The sequence below is a fragment of the Xanthobacter autotrophicus genome, from assembly GCF_029991245.1.
In the GTDB taxonomy this organism is placed as follows: Bacteria; Pseudomonadota; Alphaproteobacteria; order Rhizobiales; family Xanthobacteraceae; genus Xanthobacter; species Xanthobacter autotrophicus_C.
In genome coordinates this window covers 1-18,225 of sequence record NZ_JAIVFO010000092.1, presented here as the reverse complement: position 1 = coordinate 18,225, position 18,225 = coordinate 1, and the positions used below count along the sequence as shown (strand labels likewise).

General features: G+C 69.3%; 14 protein-coding genes. 7 read left to right on the top strand and 7 right to left on the bottom strand.

Going from position 1 to position 18,225, the window contains the following annotated elements:
• The first annotated feature begins 170 nt into the window (after positions 1–170).
• Genes K9U41_RS15305 through K9U41_RS15295 form a run of 3 tightly spaced genes read left to right on the top strand, consistent with a single transcriptional unit; the run spans position 171 to position 4,380 of the window.
• Entirely contained in the window at positions 171–1,898 is a 1,728-nt protein-coding gene (locus K9U41_RS15305) for a branched-chain amino acid ABC transporter ATP-binding protein/permease (RefSeq protein ID WP_282641714.1), read from the top strand.
• Positions 1,895–2,647 carry an ABC transporter ATP-binding protein gene (locus K9U41_RS15300; RefSeq protein WP_282641713.1) on the top strand — a complete coding sequence of 251 codons (753 nt, stop codon included), beginning with the start codon at positions 1,895–1,897 and terminating at the stop codon, positions 2,645–2,647. Before K9U41_RS15305 ends, K9U41_RS15300 begins: the two co-directional genes overlap by 4 nt.
• A 26-nt stretch (positions 2,648–2,673) precedes the next feature.
• Positions 2,674–4,380 (top strand): acyl-CoA dehydrogenase family protein, encoded by a 1,707-nt coding sequence (locus K9U41_RS15295; protein ID WP_282641711.1) that lies wholly within the window; start codon positions 2,674–2,676, stop codon positions 4,378–4,380.
• Positions 4,381–4,486: 106 nt separating this feature from the next.
• On the opposite strand, the gene K9U41_RS15290 is transcribed toward K9U41_RS15295, so the two are convergent.
• The 7 genes from K9U41_RS15290 to K9U41_RS15260 form a co-directional block, all read right to left on the bottom strand.
• Positions 4,487–5,641, bottom strand: a complete 1,155-nt coding sequence (locus tag K9U41_RS15290) for an ABC transporter substrate-binding protein (RefSeq protein ID WP_282641710.1) — start codon at positions 5,639–5,641, stop codon at positions 4,487–4,489.
• 79 nt (positions 5,642–5,720) lie between these two features.
• Positions 5,721–6,152, bottom strand: coding sequence for an acyl-CoA thioesterase (locus K9U41_RS15285; RefSeq protein ID WP_282641709.1), 432 nt, complete (start codon positions 6,150–6,152; stop codon positions 5,721–5,723).
• 11 nt (positions 6,153–6,163) lie between these two features.
• Positions 6,164–6,925, bottom strand: coding sequence for an SDR family NAD(P)-dependent oxidoreductase (locus tag K9U41_RS15280; protein ID WP_282641708.1), 762 nt, complete (start codon positions 6,923–6,925; stop codon positions 6,164–6,166).
• Between the two features lie 19 nt (positions 6,926–6,944).
• Entirely contained in the window at positions 6,945–8,195 is a 1,251-nt protein-coding gene (locus K9U41_RS15275) for a thiolase family protein (RefSeq protein ID WP_282641707.1), read from the bottom strand.
• Between the two features lie 172 nt (positions 8,196–8,367).
• A complete protein-coding gene (locus K9U41_RS15270) occupies positions 8,368–10,221 on the bottom strand; it encodes a feruloyl-CoA synthase (RefSeq protein ID WP_282641706.1) in 1,854 nt (617 codons plus the stop codon).
• 123 nt (positions 10,222–10,344) lie between these two features.
• Entirely contained in the window at positions 10,345–11,178 is an 834-nt protein-coding gene (locus tag K9U41_RS15265) for a crotonase/enoyl-CoA hydratase family protein (RefSeq protein ID WP_282641704.1), read from the bottom strand.
• Between the two features lie 564 nt (positions 11,179–11,742).
• Positions 11,743–12,621, bottom strand: a complete 879-nt coding sequence (locus tag K9U41_RS15260; protein WP_282641703.1) for an IclR family transcriptional regulator — start codon at positions 12,619–12,621, stop codon at positions 11,743–11,745.
• A 394-nt stretch (positions 12,622–13,015) separates the two neighbouring features.
• Here K9U41_RS15260 and K9U41_RS15255 point away from each other — a divergent pair, with 394 nt between their 5' ends.
• The 4 genes from K9U41_RS15255 to K9U41_RS15240 all read left to right on the top strand — a co-directional run.
• Positions 13,016–14,269: an ABC transporter substrate-binding protein gene (locus tag K9U41_RS15255; RefSeq protein WP_282641701.1), complete on the top strand. Its 1,254-nt coding sequence runs from the start codon at positions 13,016–13,018 to the stop codon at positions 14,267–14,269.
• A 107-nt stretch (positions 14,270–14,376) separates the two neighbouring features.
• Positions 14,377–15,246 carry a branched-chain amino acid ABC transporter permease gene (locus K9U41_RS15250; RefSeq protein WP_282641700.1) on the top strand — a complete coding sequence of 290 codons (870 nt, stop codon included), beginning with the start codon at positions 14,377–14,379 and terminating at the stop codon, positions 15,244–15,246.
• A complete protein-coding gene (locus tag K9U41_RS15245; RefSeq protein WP_282641699.1) occupies positions 15,243–17,771 on the top strand; it encodes a branched-chain amino acid ABC transporter ATP-binding protein/permease in 2,529 nt (842 codons plus the stop codon). The genes K9U41_RS15250 and K9U41_RS15245 overlap by 4 nt, the downstream gene beginning before the upstream one ends.
• Positions 17,772–17,798: 27 nt before the next feature.
• On the top strand, positions 17,799–18,225 hold a 427-nt coding region (locus K9U41_RS15240; protein WP_432715806.1), incomplete at its 3' end, for a shikimate dehydrogenase family protein.

Here is an 18,225-nt window from a genome sequence, read left to right as displayed (position 1 = left end):
CTCCCGCCGCGACCCATGCCCAACCCCTCCGCTCCGAGGCGCCGATGACCGCACGCTCCGAAGCCGCACTGCCGCCGGCCGCCACCGGCGCGCCGCAGACCCGCAACCGCGGCCGGCTGAAGCTGCCGCCGCTCGAACCGCGCATCGCCATCGCCGTGTTCGCGGCGGTCATGGCGGCGCTGCCGCTCGTCCCCGGCGTGCCGCTCTTCGCCATCACCCTCATCGGCAATATCGGCCTTGCCGCGCTGGTCGCCCTCGGGCTCGTCCTGCTCACCGGCGTGGGCGGCATGACCTCGTTCGGACAGGCCGCCTTCTGCGGCTTCGGCGCCTACACCACGGCAGTGCTCTCCACCACCTACGGCTGGTCGCCCTGGGCCACCCTGCCGGTGGCCCTGCTGGTGGCGGGCAGCGCGGCGGTGGTGCTCGGCCTTCTCACCGTGCGCCTGTCTGGACACTTCCTGCCGCTCGGCACCCTGGCCTGGGGCATCAGCCTCTATTACCTGTTCGGCACCCTCGACATACTCGGCCGCCACGACGGCATTTCCGGCATCCCGCCCTTCTCCATCGCCGGCCATGACCTGATCGACCCGCGCACGGTGCATTACCTCATCTGGGGCCTGGTGATCGGCGCGGCGATCCTCACCATGCACCTGCTCGACAGCCGCGTCGGCCGCGCCATACGGGCCCTGCGGCGCGGACAGCTGGCGGGCGAATCCTTCGGCATCGACGCGGCGCGCATGAAGCTCGTGGTGTTCGTCTATGCCGCGCTTCTGGCCGGCCTCTCCGGCTGGCTCTACGCCCATGTGACGCGCACCGTCACCCAGACCCCGTTCGGCATCAACGCCGGCATCGAATACCTGTTCATGGCGGTGCTCGGCGGCGCCGGGCAGATCTTCGGCGCGGTGGTGGGCGCGGGCCTCGTCACCGTGCTGAAGGAAGCACTCCAGCGGGTGCTGCCGCAGGTCTTCGGCCATGGCGTGCAGCTGGAGGCCGTGGTGTTCGGCATCCTGCTGGTGGGGTTGCTGCAGGCGGCGCGGGAGGGCGTGTGGCCCCACATCGCCGCTTTGTGGCCGGCGCGCGGGCGGCCGGTGCCCCCCGACGCCCCGGCCCTGGCGCGGCGCGCCGCCTCCGCGGCACCGTCCGAAAAGCTGCTGGTGCTCGACGGCGCGGTGAAGAAATATGGCGGCCTCACCGCCGTGAACGCCGTATCCTTCGCCGTGGGGCGCAGCGAGATCGTCGCCCTGATCGGCCCGAACGGGGCCGGCAAGAGCACCACCTTCAACCTCATCACCGGCGTGACCCGCCTCACCACCGGCGCGGTGCGCTTCGAGGGCATGGACATCACCGGCGCCCCGCCGCAGGAGATCGCGCGGCTCGGCATCGCCCGGACCTTCCAGCACGTGAAGCTCAATCCCGAGATGAGCGTGCTCGAAAACGTCGCGCTGGGCGCCCACCTGCGCGGCCATGCCGGCGTCCTCTCCTCCATGCTCCGCCTCGACCGGCGCGACGAGGCCCGCCTTCTGGCGGAGGCGCGCCGGCAGATCGAGCGCGTGGGCCTCGCCGAGCACATGATGAAGCCCGCCGGCAGCCTTGCCCTGGGCCAGCAGCGGGTGGTGGAGATCGCCCGGGCGCTGGCCCTCGACCCGGTGCTGCTGCTCCTCGACGAGCCGGCCGCCGGCCTGCGCCACAAGGAGAAGGAGGCGCTCGCCGCCCTGCTGCGCAGCCTGCGCGCCCAGGGCATGAGCGTGCTGCTGGTGGAGCACGACATGGGCTTCGTGATGGGGCTGACCGACCACATCGTGGTGCTCGACTTCGGCACCAAGATCGCCGAGGGCCCGCCCGCGGCCATCAAGACCAACCCCCAGGTCCTCGAAGCCTATCTCGGAGGTGTGGCATGAGCGTCGAGCCCGGCATCCGCCCCAGCGCCGTGGAAGCCACGGTGCTCCTCGACATCGCAAGCGCCTCCATCGCCTATGGCAAGGTGCGCGCGGTGGAGGGCGCCTCCCTGCGCGTCGGCGCGGGCGAGATCGTCACCGTCATCGGCGCCAACGGGGCCGGCAAGTCCACCCTGCTGAACGCCACCATGGGCGCGCTGCCGCTCGCGGCCGGTGCCATGACCTTCCTCGGGCATGACGTGGGCCGGCTTGCCGTGGAGGAGCGCGTCGCCCTCGGCCTCAGCCTCGTGCCCGAGCGGCGCGAGCTGTTCTCCACCATGAGCGTGGAGGACAATCTGGTGCTGGGCGGCTTCCGCGTGGCCCGCGCCGTGGCCCGCGACACCCTCGCCGAGGTCTATGACCGCTTTCCCCGCCTCAAGGAGCGACGGCGCCAGCTCGCCGGCACCATGTCCGGCGGCGAGCGGCAGATGCTGGCCATGGGCCGCGCCCTCATGGGCCGCCCGAAGCTGCTGATGCTCGACGAGCCCAGCCTCGGGCTGGCCCCGCGCATCGTCGCCGACATCTTCCGCATCATCGCGGACCTGCGCGCGTCCGGCGTCTCCATCCTGCTGGTGGAGCAGAATGCGCGCGCGGCGCTGGCCGCCGCCGACGTCGCCCATGTGATGGAGCTCGGCACCGTGACCCTGTCCGGCCCCGCCGCCGTGCTCGCCCGCGATGAACGGGTGATCGAGAGCTATCTCGGCTTCCACTGATCCTTCCGACACCCCCCGAGGGCGCCATGACCTATCGTCCGCCGATCGACGAGATCCTGTTCACCCTGGCCCAGGTCGCGGTGCCGCCGGGCAGCCCGCCGCCTTTGCCTGCAGACGAGCTGGCAGCCATACTGGAAGAAGCGGGCCGCTTCTGCGCCGAGCGCATCGCCCCCCTCGACCGCACCTCGGACCTGATTGGCGCGCGGTGGGAGGACGGCCGTGTCACCACCCCGCCCGGCTTCAGGGAGGCCTATGCGGACTGGATCGCCGGCGGCTGGAACGCCGTGGCCCAGCCGGAGGCCTACGGCGGCTCCGGCCTTCCCGTGTCGGTGGGCACCGCCGCCATGGAGATGTTCACCTCGTCCTGCATGGCGCTCTCCACCTTGCCGGTGCTGTCGCAGGGCGCGGCGGACGCCATTGAGGCCCATGCCTCGGACGAGCTGAAGGTGCTCTATCTGCCCAGGCTCGTCTCGGGCGAATGGACCGGCACCATGAACCTCACCGAGCCGCAGGCGGGCTCGGACCTCGGCCTCCTGCGCACGCGCGCGGAGCCCCTCGGCGAGGGACGTTACCGCATCACCGGCTCGAAGATCTTCATCACCTTCGGCGCCCACGACCTCGCGGCGAACATCATCCATCTGGTGCTCGCCCGCCTGCCCGACGCCCCGGCCGGAGTGAAGGGCATCTCCCTGTTCCTGGTGCCGCAGCGCTTCGTGGCGGCGGATGGGACGCTGGGGGCGGAAAACGACCTGCGCTGCGCCGGCATCGAGCACAAGCTCGGCATTCGCGGCTCGCCCACCTGCACCATGGTGTTCGGCGATGGCGGCGGCGCCATCGGCTGGCTGGTGGGGGAGGAGAACAGGGGCCTCGCCTGCATGTTCACCATGATGAACAAAGCCCGCCTCGCCACCGGCCTCCAGGGTGTCGCCATGGCGGAGAAGGCGACGCAGAAGGCCGCCGCCTATGCGCTGGACCGCCGGCAGGGGCGCGCCTCCGGCTTCGACGGTGCAGCGCCCATCGCCGCCCATCCCGACCTCGCGAAGACCCTCGCCCGCATGAAGGCGCTGACCACCGCGGCCCGGGCCATCGCCTATGCGGCGGCCGCCGCCATCGACGGCGGCGATGCCGGCGATGCGCGCGCCAGCCTGCTCACGCCGGTGGTGAAGGCGTTCTGCACCGACATCGGCTGCGAGGTGGCCTCCCTCGGCATCCAGGTCCATGGCGGCATGGGCTTCGTGGAGGAGACCGGCGCCGCCCAGCTGCTGCGCGACATCCGCATCGCGCCCATCTATGAGGGCACCAACGCCATCCAGGCCATCGACCTCGTGATGCGCAAGATCCCCCGCGAGGGCGGCGCCGAGGTGGCGCGCCTCATCGCCGAAAGCCGGGCGGACGTGGCGCGGGCGGAGAACCGCGTCGGCCCCTCTGCGACGATCCTGGCCGAGGCGCTCACCGCGCTTGAAGCCGCCACCGCCCATCTGCTGTCGCCCGCCACCGGCGAAGCGGCGAAGCTGCTGGTGGCGCAGACCTACCTGCGCCTGTTCGGCCTCGCCCTCGGCGGGGCGCTGCTGTCGCGCGGCGCCGCGGCGGCGGGGACAAGGCAAGCCGACTGGATCCGCCTCGCGCGCATCTATGCGGAGGACATCGCCGCCGAGGCCGAGGGCCTTGCCGGGCAGGTCCTCTCCACCCGCCGCGATCCCGCCGACTACCGCGCCCTCGCCGGCGTCGGCTGACGCTGCCGGAGCCAATGGAAAGGGCTCCCGGATCGCCTCCGGGAGCCCTTTTTCATGGACCTCGTCTTTTTCATGAACCCCGTTCAGGAGAGCGCGGCACCACTCGTCACTCGACCAGAACCCACTTGCCGTCCTTGACCGTGATCAGGATGCGGGCCCGGTCGTCCACGCCGTAATGGTTGGTGGGGGTGTAATTGTAGACGCCCTGGCTCGCCTTCAGCTCCTTCTCGCTTTCCAGCGCATCACGCAGGGCGGCGCGGAATTCGGGCGTGCCGGGCCTGGCGGTCTTGAGCGCCACCGGCAGCACCCGCTCCAGCAACTGGAACACGTCGTACATATGGGCACCGAACTGGGTGACGGTGCCTTCGCCGAACTTGGCCTCATAGGCCTTGGTGTAGGCGAGGCCCGGCGCCTTGGTGGGGCTTGCCTCCGGCTGCTCGGCGGCGGCCACCACCGGACCCGAGGTGAAGATCACCCCCTCCGCAGCCTTGCCGGCGATGCGGATGAAGTCGCGCGTCACCGCCCCGTGGGTCTGGTAGATGGGGCCCTTGTAGCCGCGCTCGCGCAGCGCGATCACCGGCAGCGCGGCGGCCGTGCCGGAGGCGGCGACGAGCACCGCATCGGGCTTCTGGGCGAGGAGCTTCAGCGTCTGCCCGGCCACCGAGGTGTCGGCGCGGGCATAGCGCTCGTCGGCGACCATGGAGAGGCCGAGCGGCTCGCCGTTGGCCTTGAACTCCTTCACCCAGAGGTCGCCCCAGCTGTCGGAAAAGCCGATGAGGGCCACCCGCTTCACCTTGCGCTTCAGCATGTCCTCATAAAGGCCCTTGGCCATCAGCGGCACGGGCTGGGGCATGGCGAAGCTCCATTTCTCCTTGCCGGGCAGGAAGGGAATGGGGCTCAGCGCGAAATGCGGCACCTGCGCTTCCGCCGCCACATTGGCGACGGCGAGGGTGGCCGGCGTCACCGCCGAGCCGATGAGCACGTCCACCTTGTCCTCGGTGGCAAGGCGCCGGGCGTTGGTGGTGGCGACCGTGGGGTCGCCCGCATCGTCGAGCGGGATGATCTCCAGCTTCAGCCCGGCGATCTCCCTGGGCACCACCTCGATCGTGTTCTTCTCCGGGATGCCGAGGGCCGCGCCCTGCCCGGTGGTGGAAATGGAGGCGCCGATGCGCACCACATCGTCCGCCGCCAGCGCACCGGTGCCCCCGAGGGCAAGAAGCAGCGCCGCGCCTGCGAGCGGACGCCGAAAGGCATAGGTCATTGTCGTCTCCTCCCCTGTTTGATTGACCCCGGCCGCCCCGCCTTTGCGGTGGTGTTCCGGCCAAGGGATGTGCTGCCGCTCAGCCTTCCGACAGCCGCCCGATCACCTCCTGCGGGATCGGGCGGGATTTCAGCCGCTTGGGATCATCGGGATGCGGGCCGACCCAGACCCGGGTCTCATAGCCCTCGATGGCGAGCACCTCGCCCTCCGGCGCCGGCTTCAGCACCTTGTGCAGCACGTCGAAGCTGGAGGTGCGGATGGCGCTGATGGTGGTCTCGATGACGATGTCGTCGCCGAAGCTCGACGGCACCATGAACTTCGCCCGCGTATCCACCATGGGGTAGCCGACGATGTCGAACTGCCGGATGAGGTCCCGCTTCAGCCAGCCCGCCTTCTCGAACAAAGCGTGGGTGGAGGCGTCGAACATGGCGAAGTAGCGCGGGTAGAAGACGATGTTGGCGGCATCGCAATCCCCCCATTCGATGCGCACGGTACGGCGGTTCACCAGCATGGCTTCCTCCTTCAGCGGGGCGGCAGGCGCAGCGCGCCGTCGAGGCGCACGGTCTCGCCGTTGAGGAACCTGTTCTCCACCATGTGCACGGCGAGGGCGGCGAACTCCGATGCCTCGCCGAGGCGGGACGGGAACGGGATGGAGGCGCCCAGCGCCCGCTGCACCTCCTCCGGAAGGGTCTTCAGCAGCGGCGTGGCGAACAGGCCGGGGGCGATCACGTTCACCCTGATGCCGAAGCCGGCGAGTTCTCGGGCGATGGGCAGCGTCATGCCGACGATGCCGGCCTTGGAGGCGGAATAGGCCGCCTGCCCCACCTGGCCCTCGAACGCCGCCACCGACGCGGTGGAGACGACGACGCCGCGCTCGCCATCCTCCAGCGGGTCCAGCCCCGTCATGGCGGCGGCGGCGAGGCGCAGCATGTTGAAGGTGCCGAGGAGATTGACCCGCACCACCTTCTCGAAATCGGCCAGGGGCTGCGGGCCGTCCTTGCCCACCACGCGCTTGGCGATGCCGATCCCCGCGCAATTGACGAGGATGCGCGCCGGCCCGTGGGCTGCCGCAGCGACGGCAAGCGCGGCTTCCGCCGAGGCGGGGTCGGCCACGTCGCAGGGCGCGGCGACGCCGCCGATGGCGGATGCCACCTCCCGCGCCGCGTCGGCATTGAGGTCCAGCACCGCCACTCTGGCACCACGCGCCGCCAGCGCCTCCGCGGTGGCGCGGCCGAGGCCGGAGCCGCCGCCGGTGACAATGGCGGCCGTCTGTTCAAGCTTCATCTGTTGCTCCCGCGTCCGCTCAGGCGACTTCAGGGTTTTCGACCAGCATGGCGATGCCCTGCCCGCCACCGATGCAGGCCGAGGCGATGCCGTAGCGCAGGCCCGACCGCTTCAATTCGCGCGACACGGTGAGGGCGAGCCGCACGCCGGTGGCGCCCAAAGGATGGCCGATGGCGATGGCGCCGCCGTTCACGTTCAGCCGGTCCTCGTCGAGGTCGAGTTCGCGGGCGCAGGCCATGATCTGCGCGCCGAACGCCTCGTTGATCTCGATGCGGTCCACGTCGGCGACGGCGATGCCCGCCCTGGCGCACACCGCCCGGATGGCCGGCACCGGCCCGATCCCCATGATGTGGGGCGGCACCCCCACGGCGGCGCTGGCGACGATACGGGCGAGCGGCGCCTTGCCCTTCGCCTTCAGCCAGCCGCCGGAGGCGAGCACCACGCTTGCCGCCCCGTCCACCACGGCGGAGGAATTGCCGCCGGTCTGCACCCCGCCGAAGGCCGGGCGGATCTTCGCCAGCACCTCCATGGGCGAGGGCCGCACATGGCTGTCCTCCCTCACCACCTCGCCCCTGGCCTTCAGCTTGATAGCGCGGGGCTTCAGGCCGTCCGCCTCGAAAGTCTCGTCGGTCACGGCCACGATCTCGCCGTCGAAGAAGCCGGAGGCGCGGGCGGCGAGCGCCCGCTCGAAGGAGCGCGCGGCGAAGGCGTCCACCTCATCGCGGGTGATCTGGAAATCCCGGGCGAGGTTCTCCGCCGTGCCGCCCATGGTGGTGTCGCAATCGGTGTCGAGCAGGCTTTCCCAGAGGAAGTCCTTGAACTCCACCTGCCCCATGCGAAAGCCGCCGCGATGGGTGTAGGCCGCCACCGGATTGCGGCTCATGGATTCGGTGCCGACGCACAGCCCCACCTCGGCGCGCTTCTGGGAGAGGGCGTCGGCGACCTGGGCGATCACCTCCACCCCGGTGCCGCAGATGCGCTGGACGAGATGGGCCGGCACCTCGGTGCGCGCGCCGCAATAGAGGCCCACGTGGCGGGGCAGGAAATAGGCGTCGAAGCTGGCCTGCGCCATGTTGCCCGCCACCACAGTGCCGACCTCGGCCGGATCGACGCCGGCGCGGCGCAGCGCCTCGCGCCCGGCCTTGATGCCAAGGTCGGTGGGCGAGACCTGGGACAGGGCGCCGTTATAGTCCACGAACGGCGTGCGGGCGCCGTCCACGAGGAAGACGTCGTCGAAGCTGAGCGTGACCGCACCGGGAACCGTGCTCATGGAAGAACCTTTCTTGCTGCGTGTTCTTGCTGCGTGTTCTTGCGGCATGCGTCGGACCGTCGGGCGCCGGCAAGGCCGCGCGCCCGCAAGATCGTCGGGGTGTTCGGGGGCTCCGGAGGGAGCGGCTTGCGCCGGATCCGATCGGGTTGAACCAACCCGATCGGCGCGCGCTCTACAGCCTCACCACGTTGGGTGCGCCCTCGGCGGCATAGAGAGCCTCCACCTCGCCCGCGCGATTGGCGAGCACGGCACGCTGGTTCAGCGAGCCCTTGTCGGTGGCCTCGCCGAGGTCGATGGAGGGCGGCTCGGCGAGAAGGGCGAGGCGCATCACCCGGGTGGACGACCCGGTGGAGGCCTTCGCGATCTCAGTGAGCCGCGCGCGGAAGGCGTCATGCACCGCCGGATCGCCCAGCACCTCGGCCAGCGGCGCATCGGCTGGCAGATGGGGGGCGAGGGCGCGGACCGCCTCCTCCTCCGGGAACACCAGCATGCCGATGTCGTCCCGGTCATGCCCGGTCACCACGGCATCCCTCACCAGCGGATCGAGCTTGCCGATGAAGTCCACCCGCAGCGGCCCGACGCTGACCCAGGTGCCGGTGGCCAGCTTGAAATCCTCGGAGACCCGCCCGTCGAACTCGAAGCCGGCGGCGAAATTGTTCGGCTCGGCAAGGCGCAGCGCATCGCCGAGCAGATAGAAGCCCTCGGCGTCGAACGCGCTCTGGGTGAGGTCCGGGCGCCGCCAGTAGCCGGGCATGATGTTGGGACCGCGCAGGCGCGCCTCCAGCTTGCCGGCATTGGGCACGAGCTTCAGCTCGACGCCGCGATGGGGCACGCCGACAATGCCCGGCCGGTCCACCTCGCGCACCCCGATGAGCGCGCCGGGGGCGGTCTCGGTGGCGCCGAGGGAGGTGGTCATGGTGATGGCATGGCCCACCGTGTCGATGGAGAGGTCGCGATAGGCGTCCCACACCGGCTTCGACAGCCCCGCCCCGGCATAGAACATAAGCTTGAGGCGGGAGAAGAAATGCAGCCTCAGCGCCTCGTCGGCCTGGAGGTAGGGCAGCAGGGCCTCGAACCCCTTCGGCACGTTGAAATAGATGGTGGGCGCAATCTCCCGCAGATTGCGCACCGTCGCCTCAATGCCGTTCGGCATGGGCTTGCCGGCGTCGATGTAGAGGGTGCCGCCATTATAGAGGGCGATGCCGAAATTGTGGTTGGAGCCGAAGGTGTGGGCCCAGGGCAGCCAGTCCACCAGCACCGGCGGCTCGTCCTTCAGGAAGGCCATGGCCTCCGCCAGCATGGCCTGGTTGGCGCAGATCATGCGGTGGGTGTTGGTGACCGCCTTGGGATAGCCCGTGGACCCGGAGGTGAGCAGGAACTTGGCGATGGAATCCGGCCCCACCTGGGTGCGCGCGGAGACCACCGCCGAGGAGATGGGGCGTTCCAGGAGGCTGCTGAAAGGGGTGGCGCCCAGTTCCTCCGCGCTGTCGTCGGAGACGACGATCTCGATGCCGCGCTCCTTCACCTTCCGCAGCGCGCGGGCATAGGCCCTGCCTTCCGCAGCGAAGACGAGGCGCGGGGTGAGCAGGTCGAGGGCATAGCTGAGCTTGCCCAGGTCCTGCGACACCAGCGAATAGGCCGTGGACATGGGGCAGGTGGGCACGCCCACCGCCATGCCGGCGAGGGAGACGAGCGCGTGGTCGATGCCGTTGCCGGAGAGGATGAGCACCGGCTCGTCCTCGGACAGGTCGCGGGCAAGCAGTGCCGCACCGATATGCAGGATCTGCTCGAAGGCGGCGCCGTAGGTCAGCTCGCGCCAGCCGCCGCCGGCCCGGCGCTCGGCGAGGAACACCCGCTCTGGCGTCACCTTGGCCCAATGCTCCAGCCGGTCCACCAGCGAGGCGGCGTAATGGGGCAGAGGCTTGGCCGAGCGGACCACGATGACCCCGTCCGGCCGCGTCTCCACCACAGGGTCGAGCTTGCCGAACAGGCGCAAGGGTGCGCTCGGCGGAATCATGGCGTGCATCATTCCCTCCCGCAGGCTGTCGTCGCCCCATGGCGCGACGCCTCGTCGTTTCCTCGGCCCCGCCTGTTCTCCGGCGCGGGCCATCCTGCCGGTTGATCCGGCGTGATGCTTGGACCGTCCGGATCAGTCCGGGCGGGTCACCTTGGCGGCGCGCTTCTCGAGGAAGGCGCGCACGCGGGTCTTGGCCTCACGATCGCCCTGGGCGACGGCGGAAATGAGGGATTCCATCAGATAGCCCACGCGCGGATCGCTGTCGGCGATGCGTGGCAGGGCCTGGATGACGGCGAAATTGGTGAGCGGGGCGTTGCCGCAGATGCGCCGGGCGAGGTCGAGCGCGTGGTCGAAACCCTCGCCCTCGCCCACCAGATATTGCGAAAAACCGAGGCCGACGCCCTCCGCCGCCGAATAGGAGCGGCCGGTCAGCATCATGTCCGCCATGCGCGCGACGCCGATGAGCTTGGGCAGCCGCACCGATCCACCGCCGCCCACGAAGATGCCGCGCTGCCCCTCGGGCAGGGCATAGAAGGCGGACGGCTCGGCGACGCGGATGTGGGCGGCGCAGGCGAGTTCCAGCCCCCCGCCGATGACCGCGCCCTTGAGCACCGCCACCACCGGCACGCGGCCGAACTCGATCTTCTCGAAGCAGCGGTGCCAGGCGCGGGAGTGGAACACACCGTCGGTCACGTCGCGCTCGGAGATTTCCGAAAGATCGAGCCCGGCGGAGAAATTGGGGCCGATGCCGTGGATCACCACCGCCCGCACATCGTCCGGAATGGACGAGAAGCATTCATCCAGCGCCTCGATGGTGGAATCATTGATGGCATTGCGCTTGGCCTGCCGATCGAGACCCACGATGAGAATATCGCCGTCCCGCGTCACCACGAGGGGGCCACCCGCATGGCGGTGCTGCGCCCCGTTGAACGCGCTCGCTGCCGGCGCCGGTGCCGCCTCGGCCATGGGTTTCCTCCTCCCGCGTTTCCATATTTGTTATTCTCTATAACATTTTTTGGAAGTCAACCGCTCCGTGGTGGCGGACCCGCTTTTTCGGCCCCATGGGCATGCAGGCAGGCACGAGTGGCGCGCGCCCGCCGCCGACGGCCAAAGGCGGGCGCGGCCTCTGCTCGGAAAGCCTGAAGGTCTGCGCCGCCGGTGGCTCTGTCCTGACCGGTTGTTGCGAACGAGCAAGTCCCCAGCACGCGATCACGATCGTCGACGACCGACCTCGCCATCACCGGCTTCGAAACCGCCGAGATCGACGCGTTGCTGGGCGACCTTGGCGCTCCGGAGCAGGAGTCCGAGGACGCCCTGCCTGAGCCGGTGCCGCCCGTGGTCGCTCCGGGCGACCTTTGGATACTCGGCAAGCACCGCCTGATCTGCGCCGACGCGCGCGACCCCGCTGCCCTCGCCCGGTTATGGACGGGCAGAAGGCCCGCATGGTGTTCGTGGCTCAGGTCCGTGTCCACACGACCGCCGAGCCTTAAGGGGCTCGATTTCGCCGGTCTGAGCGGACACCCTCCCCGCTCAGGCTTCGCCCGGTCCCGCAAAGAAGCTCGACCGCTCACTCCCACGCCGCGCGGCAAGGCCGGGAGAGGCGCTCACCGCCATGGACAGCTCGCGCGCCGCGTCCATCAGCAGCGTCCCCAGCTCCAGCATGCGCGCCTCGGTGAGGCGCACATTGGGGCCTGCGATCACTACCGTTCCCGTCACTTCGCCGGTGGCGATACTGCGCACGGGGGCGGCACAGGCATTCATCCACGGCGTATAGGTCTGCACGGTCACGGCGAAGCCGCGCTTGCGGGCGACGCGCAGATATTTCAGCAGCGCGGTCCGGGTCTCCGGCGCCCGCGGGCCGAAGTCGCGACGCGCCCCATAGCCCTGCGTCTCCACCAGAGTGATCGCCTCCTCCTCCGGCAGGCACGACAGCCAGGCGTGGCCCGAGGCCGAGCAGGACAGGCGGCCCACCTGCCCCATGTCCGGGTCATAGCGCAGCCCGAAGGGCGAGCCCTGGGATTTCGCCACCCAGATCAACTCGCGGCCGTCGATCATGGCGAGGCGCACCAGCTCCCCGGACTCGTGAGCGAGGCGGTCGAGAATGGGCTGGGCGAAGTCGGTGATGCCGCTGGCGGCGAGGAAGGTGAAGGCCAGCGAGGTCAGCTTGGCCGTGAGCAGATAGGCGCCGAGCTGACGCTCCTGGCGCACGTATCCATGCTCCACGAGGCTGTTGAGGATGCGGTGGGTGGCGCTGCGCGGAATATGGAGATGGTCGGCCACCTCGTAGAGCGGCAGGCCGTGGGCATGGACCGCCAGCAGCTCCAGCACCGCAAGGGTGCGCTCCAGAAGGCCGCTCGGGCCGGCCTCGGCCTCGCTCTCGACTGGGCTTTGCGGGCGTTTCTTGTCCATGGCTTCGTCACGCTGTCCATTCCGCGCGGTGACCTGCCGGCCGCCTTTGGTGGGATCCGCACCCACGTCAGAGGGCAGCGACGTCTTGGCAGAAGGGGCCATTGCACCGGGCATTGCTGCCTCCACTGATAGGTCTGGCGCCGATCGACTGCAACCGGCGCCCTTGCCCCTTCCGCGCGCGGCGGCCGGGCACCGGCAGACGGCATAGCCTTTCACAGGAGCGGCGCCGCGGTCAACAAAACTGGAATCCAGTTCCAAAATTAAAATTGGAATCCGATTCCAGTCGTGCTACCCAATGAGCCGTCCAGTGACGGGCTCCTTGGCGAGCCGGCGGACCATCACCAAAAATCCGCAAAGCGGACATTCCGGGAAAACCGCCTCCAGGGAGGACAGGATGGGCGACGAAACGAGTCCGCGCTCCGGCGCATTCGCCATCAATCGACGTAACCTGCTGCTCGGCGCGACCGCCGGCGCCGTCGCCATGCCGTGGGTCGGCCGCGCCCACGCAGCCGAACCGATCCGCATCGGCATGCTCTACGGCAAGACCGGCCCCATCGTCGGCCAGTCCGAGCATCTCGCCCAGGGCAGCTTCCTTGCGCTGGAGCAGCGCGGTGGCACCCTGCTCGGGCGGCCGACGGAGATTGTCTGGCTCGATGAACCCAATCCGCAGGGCGCCCAGCAGAATGCCGAGCGCCTGGTCGGCGAGCACAAGGTGGCGGGCCTTGTCGGCGGGGCGCTCTCGTCCCACGCCTTCGCCATCTCGGCGGTGGCCAAGAAGGCAAAAGTGCCCTTCATCGCCACCAATGCCGCGGCCGATGCCCTGACCGGCGCGTCCTGCAACCGCTACACCTTCCGCACCCAGGCCCCGGTGGAGGTGCAGGCACGGGTGCTGGCCCCCCAGGCTGCCGCCATCGGCAAGAAATGGTACCTGCTGACGGCCGCCTATGCCTTCGGCCAGGACATCAAGCGCTTCTTCGGCCAGTACGCCAAGGAGATCGGCGGCACCATCGTGGGTGCCGATGACGTGCCCGTGGGCACGCAGGACTTCTCCTCCTTCATCCTGAAGATTCGCGCCGCCAAGCCCGACGTCATCATCGGCGGCATCGCCGGCAGCGACCTCATGGGCTTCCTGAAGCAATGGAGCGAACTGGGCATGCGCGGTCGCATCCCGTTCGCGGAAATTGCGGTGGGCAACACCGACCTGTGGGGCGTGGGACCCGAGGCCGCCGATGGCCTCTACACCAGCACCTGGTACTATAAGAACCCCGCCAATCCGCCAGATGAACAGGCCATGACGGCCGCATACGAGAAGAAATACAATCGCCCTCCAGCCGACAAGGCCTGGATGGGATGGTTCGGCATGAACATCCTTCTCGATTCCATCGAGGCCGCGGGCTCCACGGACCCGACTGCGGTCGTCAATGCCCTCGAGCGCTGGCAGACCCGGCGCGGCGGGACCCGCGAGATCTCCTTCCGGCCCTTCGACCACCAGTTGACGAGCACCGTGGTCGTGCTCGGCGTGAAGCCCAAGATTACCGACAAGTGGGACTTCTTCGACGTCAAGGCGGAGGTGCCGAAGACCGAGGCCGAGGCGGACGCCCTCTACGGCCCCGAGACCGCCTCGGCCTGCAAGATGGACAGCATCTGAGCATCCGCTGCTTCGCGGCGCGCGACGTCCTGGACGCGCAGTCCTGGACGCGGCCCCACACGGGACCGCGACCGGTCGCGCGCGGCTGCCCCCACGAGGACATGGTAATGCTCGACATGATCTTATCGCAGGCCGTAAATGGCCTGGTACTGGGATTTCTCTACGTTCTGATTGCTGTCGGCCTGTCGATTATCTTCGGCATGCTGGGCATCGTTAACTTTGCGCACGGCGCCTTCTTCGCCATCGGCGCCTATCTTGCCCTGGTGCTGACGCAACAGTTCGGATGGGGCGCGGCGCTCTTGGCGCCTCTGCTCACCGGCCTCATCGGCATGGTCGTGGAGATGGTTCTGATCCGGCGGCTCTATGACAAGGAGCCCCTCATCAGCCTGATCCTCACCTTTGCGCTGGCCCTGCTGGTGGAGGCGGTGCTGCGGCTCGTCTTCGGTGGCGCACCCCAGCCCTTCAGCCCGCCGAAGCCGCTGGCCGGCTTCGTGGAATGGGGCGCGATCCTGATCACCACCTACCGCGTGGCGGTTTTGTGCGTGACCATCGCGGCGCTGGTCGCCTTCTGGGCGTTCCTTGCCTACACGCCCTTCGGCCGCATCATCCGGGCCGGCTCGCGCGATCCCGAGATGGTGGGCCTGCTCGGCATAAACCTGCCCATCGTGCTTTCGGGCGTGTTCGGCATCGGCTGCCTGCTCGCCGGCCTCGCCGGCATGCTGGCCGGCCCGCTTTGGACCGTGAGCCCCGCCATCGGCGCGGCGGCGATCATGCCGGCCTTCGTCATCGTCACCATCGGCGGCCTGGGATCCTACCGCGGCGCCATCGTCGCCGGCCTCATGGTGGGCCTCGTCACCGCCCTGACAGTTCAATTCTATCCCGATTGGTCCGGCGTCGCGATGTACGTGCTCATGGCCGTCGTCCTCATCGCGCGCCCCCGCGGCCTCTTCGGCGAGAAGTGGGAGCGCTTCGAATGACCCTCCGCGCCGTACTCCTCCATCCCGTCCTGTGGACCGCCGTGGTGCTGGGCGCGCTCAGCGCGCTGTGGCTCGCCCTCGGCGCCCCGATCCAGCTCGTCACCCAGATCGCCATCTACGCGCTCTACGGCGCCGGGGTGAACCTGCTGATCGGCTATACTGGCCTTGTGCCCTTCGGCGCATCGGTCTTCTTCGGCTGCACCAGTTATGCGGCGGCTTACTTTATCCTCGGGCTCGGCGGCAACGAGATCGGCGCGCTGGGCCTTTCGGTGGTGTTCGCCGCCCTGCTGGGCCTTGGCATCGGCGCCGTCATCCTGAGGCGCAAGGGGCTCTATTTTTCCCTGTTGACGCTCGCCTGCTCGCAGATCGCGTTCGAAGTCGCCTTCAAATGGACCTCCGTCACCGGCGGCGAGAACGGCATTCAGGGCGTCCCGCGACCACTCATGGAGAGCCCGCTGACCTTCCATATCTTCGTGGTGGCGACCGTGGTCGGGGTGATGTGGCTGCTGTGGCGCCTCGCCCACGCACCGTTCGGGCGCGTGCTCCAGGCGGTGCGCGACAACGACGTGCGGGCGGCGAGCCTTGGCTATGACGTCTACCGGGTGCGGCTCGTGGGCTTCATCCTGTGCGCGGTCGTGGTCGGCTATGCCGGCGCGCTGCTGACCTTCCTGCTGCAGGGGGTCTATGCCAACAATCTCGGCTGGCAGCATGCCGGCGACAGCCTGCTGATGACGGTGCTTGGCGGCGTGCACCACTTCCTCGGCCCGCTGTGGGGCGCCATCACCTTCATCGTGCTTGAAAACCGCCTCTCCGCCATCACCGAGAACTGGTGGCTGATCTTTGCCCCGCTGCTCATTGCCTTCGCGCTGTTCTCCCCCGAAGGGATCCAGGGCCTCGTCCAGCGGCTGTTCCGCTGCGAGCGCTGGACGCTGACCCGCAACACCATCCCACAGCGCCCGGGGCTGATCGTGCCGTATTCCAGCGCGTTGCAGGCGCTCGATCCGCGCAAGCCGATCCTCGAGACGCGGGGGCTCAACAAGAGCTTCGGCAGCCTCGTCACGGCCAGGAGTATCGACTTCACCGTCTATCCCAACACGCTGCACACCATCATCGGGCCGAACGGCGCCGGCAAGACCACCTTCTTCAACATGCTCACGGGCGTGCTGCCGCCGTCGGCCGGACAGGTCCTGTTCGAGGGAGCCGACGTCACTCGCCTGCCGCTTCATGCCCGGGCGAGACTCGGCATGGGGCGCTCGTTCCAGATCCTGTCCATCTTCCCGCACCTGACCGTGTTCGAGAACGTGCGCGTCGCGGTGCAGGCGCAGCGGCGCGGGGCGCGGGGCCTGTTCGTGGACGCTCATCGGCTCGATGCGATCAACGCCCGGGCCTGGTCGCTGCTCGACGCCGTGGGCCTCGCCGACAAGGCGGCCGCGCGCAGCGCCGATCTGCCCCACGGCGCCAAGCGCCTGCTGGAGATCGCCGTGACGCTCTCCATAGACTCCAAGCTGCTGCTCCTGGACGAGCCGCTGGCCGGTCTCGCCGAGGCGGACCGGGTGGTGGTGGCCGATCTCATCAAGCGATTGTCGCGCAGCCATGCGGTGCTGCTCATCGAGCACGACATCGACCGCGTCCTTGCCATCTCCGATCGCATCTCGGTGCTGCACCAGGGCCGCATCGTCGCCGACGGGCCGCCGCTGGAGGTGGCCGCCCATCCGGAGGTGATCGCCGCCTATCTCGGCGCAGCCAAGGACGGCGAGCGCGCCGCCCCTCCGGCGGTGGAGCGCCAAGCCCATGCCGCCGCGCCGATCCTCCTCGAGGCCAGGGGCATGGTCGCCGGCTACAACGGCTCCAGCGTCCTCACCGGCATCGATCTCGTGGTGCATGAGGGCGAGGCGGTGGCGCTGCTCGGCCGCAACGGCGTGGGCAAGACCACGACCCTGCGTGCCCTCACCGGCAGCCTGCCCCTCGCCGCCGGCGAGCTGAAGCTGAAGGGCGAGACGCTGACCGGCCTGCGCCCCTACGAGATCAACCGCCGCGGCATCTCCCTGGTGCCGGAAGGCCGCCGCCTGTTCCCCAACCTGACGGTGGTTGAGAACCTGCAACTGGCGGCCCGGCCCGGCGGCATCAGCCTGGACGAGGTGTTCGAGCTGTTCCCCCGGCTCAAGACCCGCCAGGCGGCGCGGGCGGAGAATCTCTCCGGCGGCGAGCGCCAGATGGTGGCCATCGCCCGTGCCCTGGTGATGCCGTCCAGGCTCATCCTGCTGGACGAGCCGTTCGAGGGCCTCGCGCCCGCCGTGGTCAACGAGGTCATGGAAGCCCTCGTGAAGCTGCGCGGCAAGGTGGCCATGGTGATCGTCGAGCACCACACCGAAACCGTCCTGCCCATCGTCGACCGCGCCTATGTCCTGGTGAACGGACAGGTGGCCTTCGCCGGCGACGCCGTGCGGCTGGAAGCCGATCACGCCTTGCAGGCCCGCCTCCTCGGCGTGGTGCAGGGCGAAGACCTCATCGCCGCGGCCAGCTGACGCGCGCCATCTCCACGGAGCCCCCCCATGAACATCGACCTGTCCGGCGCAACCCGCCTCTATATCATCGTCGGCGATCCGATCGCCCAGGTGAAATCCCCCGCCGGCATGACGGCCGCCTTTCTCTCCCGCAATCATGACGGCATCCTTGTGCCGGTGCAGGTGGGAACCGGGGATCTCGGCGACCTGCTCGCGGTCTCGGGCAAGCTGAAAAATCTCGGCGGCGTCGTCGTCACCGTGCCCCACAAGTTCGGCTGCTTCTCCCACTGCGCCGAAGCCTCCGACCGCGCCGCCTTCATCGGCTCGGTGAACATCATGCGCCAGCGGCCGGAGGGCGGCTGGTACGGCGACATCGTGGACGGCCTCGGCTTCGTCGGCGCCGCGGTCAATACGGGCTTCGATCCTGCCGGCAAGCGGGCGCTGCTGGTGCTGTCTCTTATGCACATCTCCGAGG

Coding starts and splice junctions, on each gene's coding strand:
- K9U41_RS15305 (WP_282641714.1), top strand. CDS start 171: ATGGCGGCGCTGCCGCTCGTCCCCGGCGTGCCGCTCTTCGCCATCACC.
- K9U41_RS15300 (WP_282641713.1), top strand. CDS start 1,895: ATGAGCGTCGAGCCCGGCATCCGCCCCAGCGCCGTGGAAGCCACGGTG.
- K9U41_RS15295 (WP_282641711.1), top strand. CDS start 2,674: ATGACCTATCGTCCGCCGATCGACGAGATCCTGTTCACCCTGGCCCAG.
- K9U41_RS15290 (WP_282641710.1), bottom strand. CDS start 5,641: ATGACCTATGCCTTTCGGCGTCCGCTCGCAGGCGCGGCGCTGCTTCTT.
- K9U41_RS15285 (WP_282641709.1), bottom strand. CDS start 6,152: ATGCTGGTGAACCGCCGTACCGTGCGCATCGAATGGGGGGATTGCGAT.
- K9U41_RS15280 (WP_282641708.1), bottom strand. CDS start 6,925: ATGAAGCTTGAACAGACGGCCGCCATTGTCACCGGCGGCGGCTCCGGC.
- K9U41_RS15275 (WP_282641707.1), bottom strand. CDS start 8,195: ATGAGCACGGTTCCCGGTGCGGTCACGCTCAGCTTCGACGACGTCTTC.
- K9U41_RS15270 (WP_282641706.1), bottom strand. CDS start 10,221: ATGCACGCCATGATTCCGCCGAGCGCACCCTTGCGCCTGTTCGGCAAG.
- K9U41_RS15265 (WP_282641704.1), bottom strand. CDS start 11,178: ATGGCCGAGGCGGCACCGGCGCCGGCAGCGAGCGCGTTCAACGGGGCG.
- K9U41_RS15260 (WP_282641703.1), bottom strand. CDS start 12,621: ATGGACAAGAAACGCCCGCAAAGCCCAGTCGAGAGCGAGGCCGAGGCC.
- K9U41_RS15255 (WP_282641701.1), top strand. CDS start 13,016: ATGGGCGACGAAACGAGTCCGCGCTCCGGCGCATTCGCCATCAATCGA.
- K9U41_RS15250 (WP_282641700.1), top strand. CDS start 14,377: ATGCTCGACATGATCTTATCGCAGGCCGTAAATGGCCTGGTACTGGGA.
- K9U41_RS15245 (WP_282641699.1), top strand. CDS start 15,243: ATGACCCTCCGCGCCGTACTCCTCCATCCCGTCCTGTGGACCGCCGTG.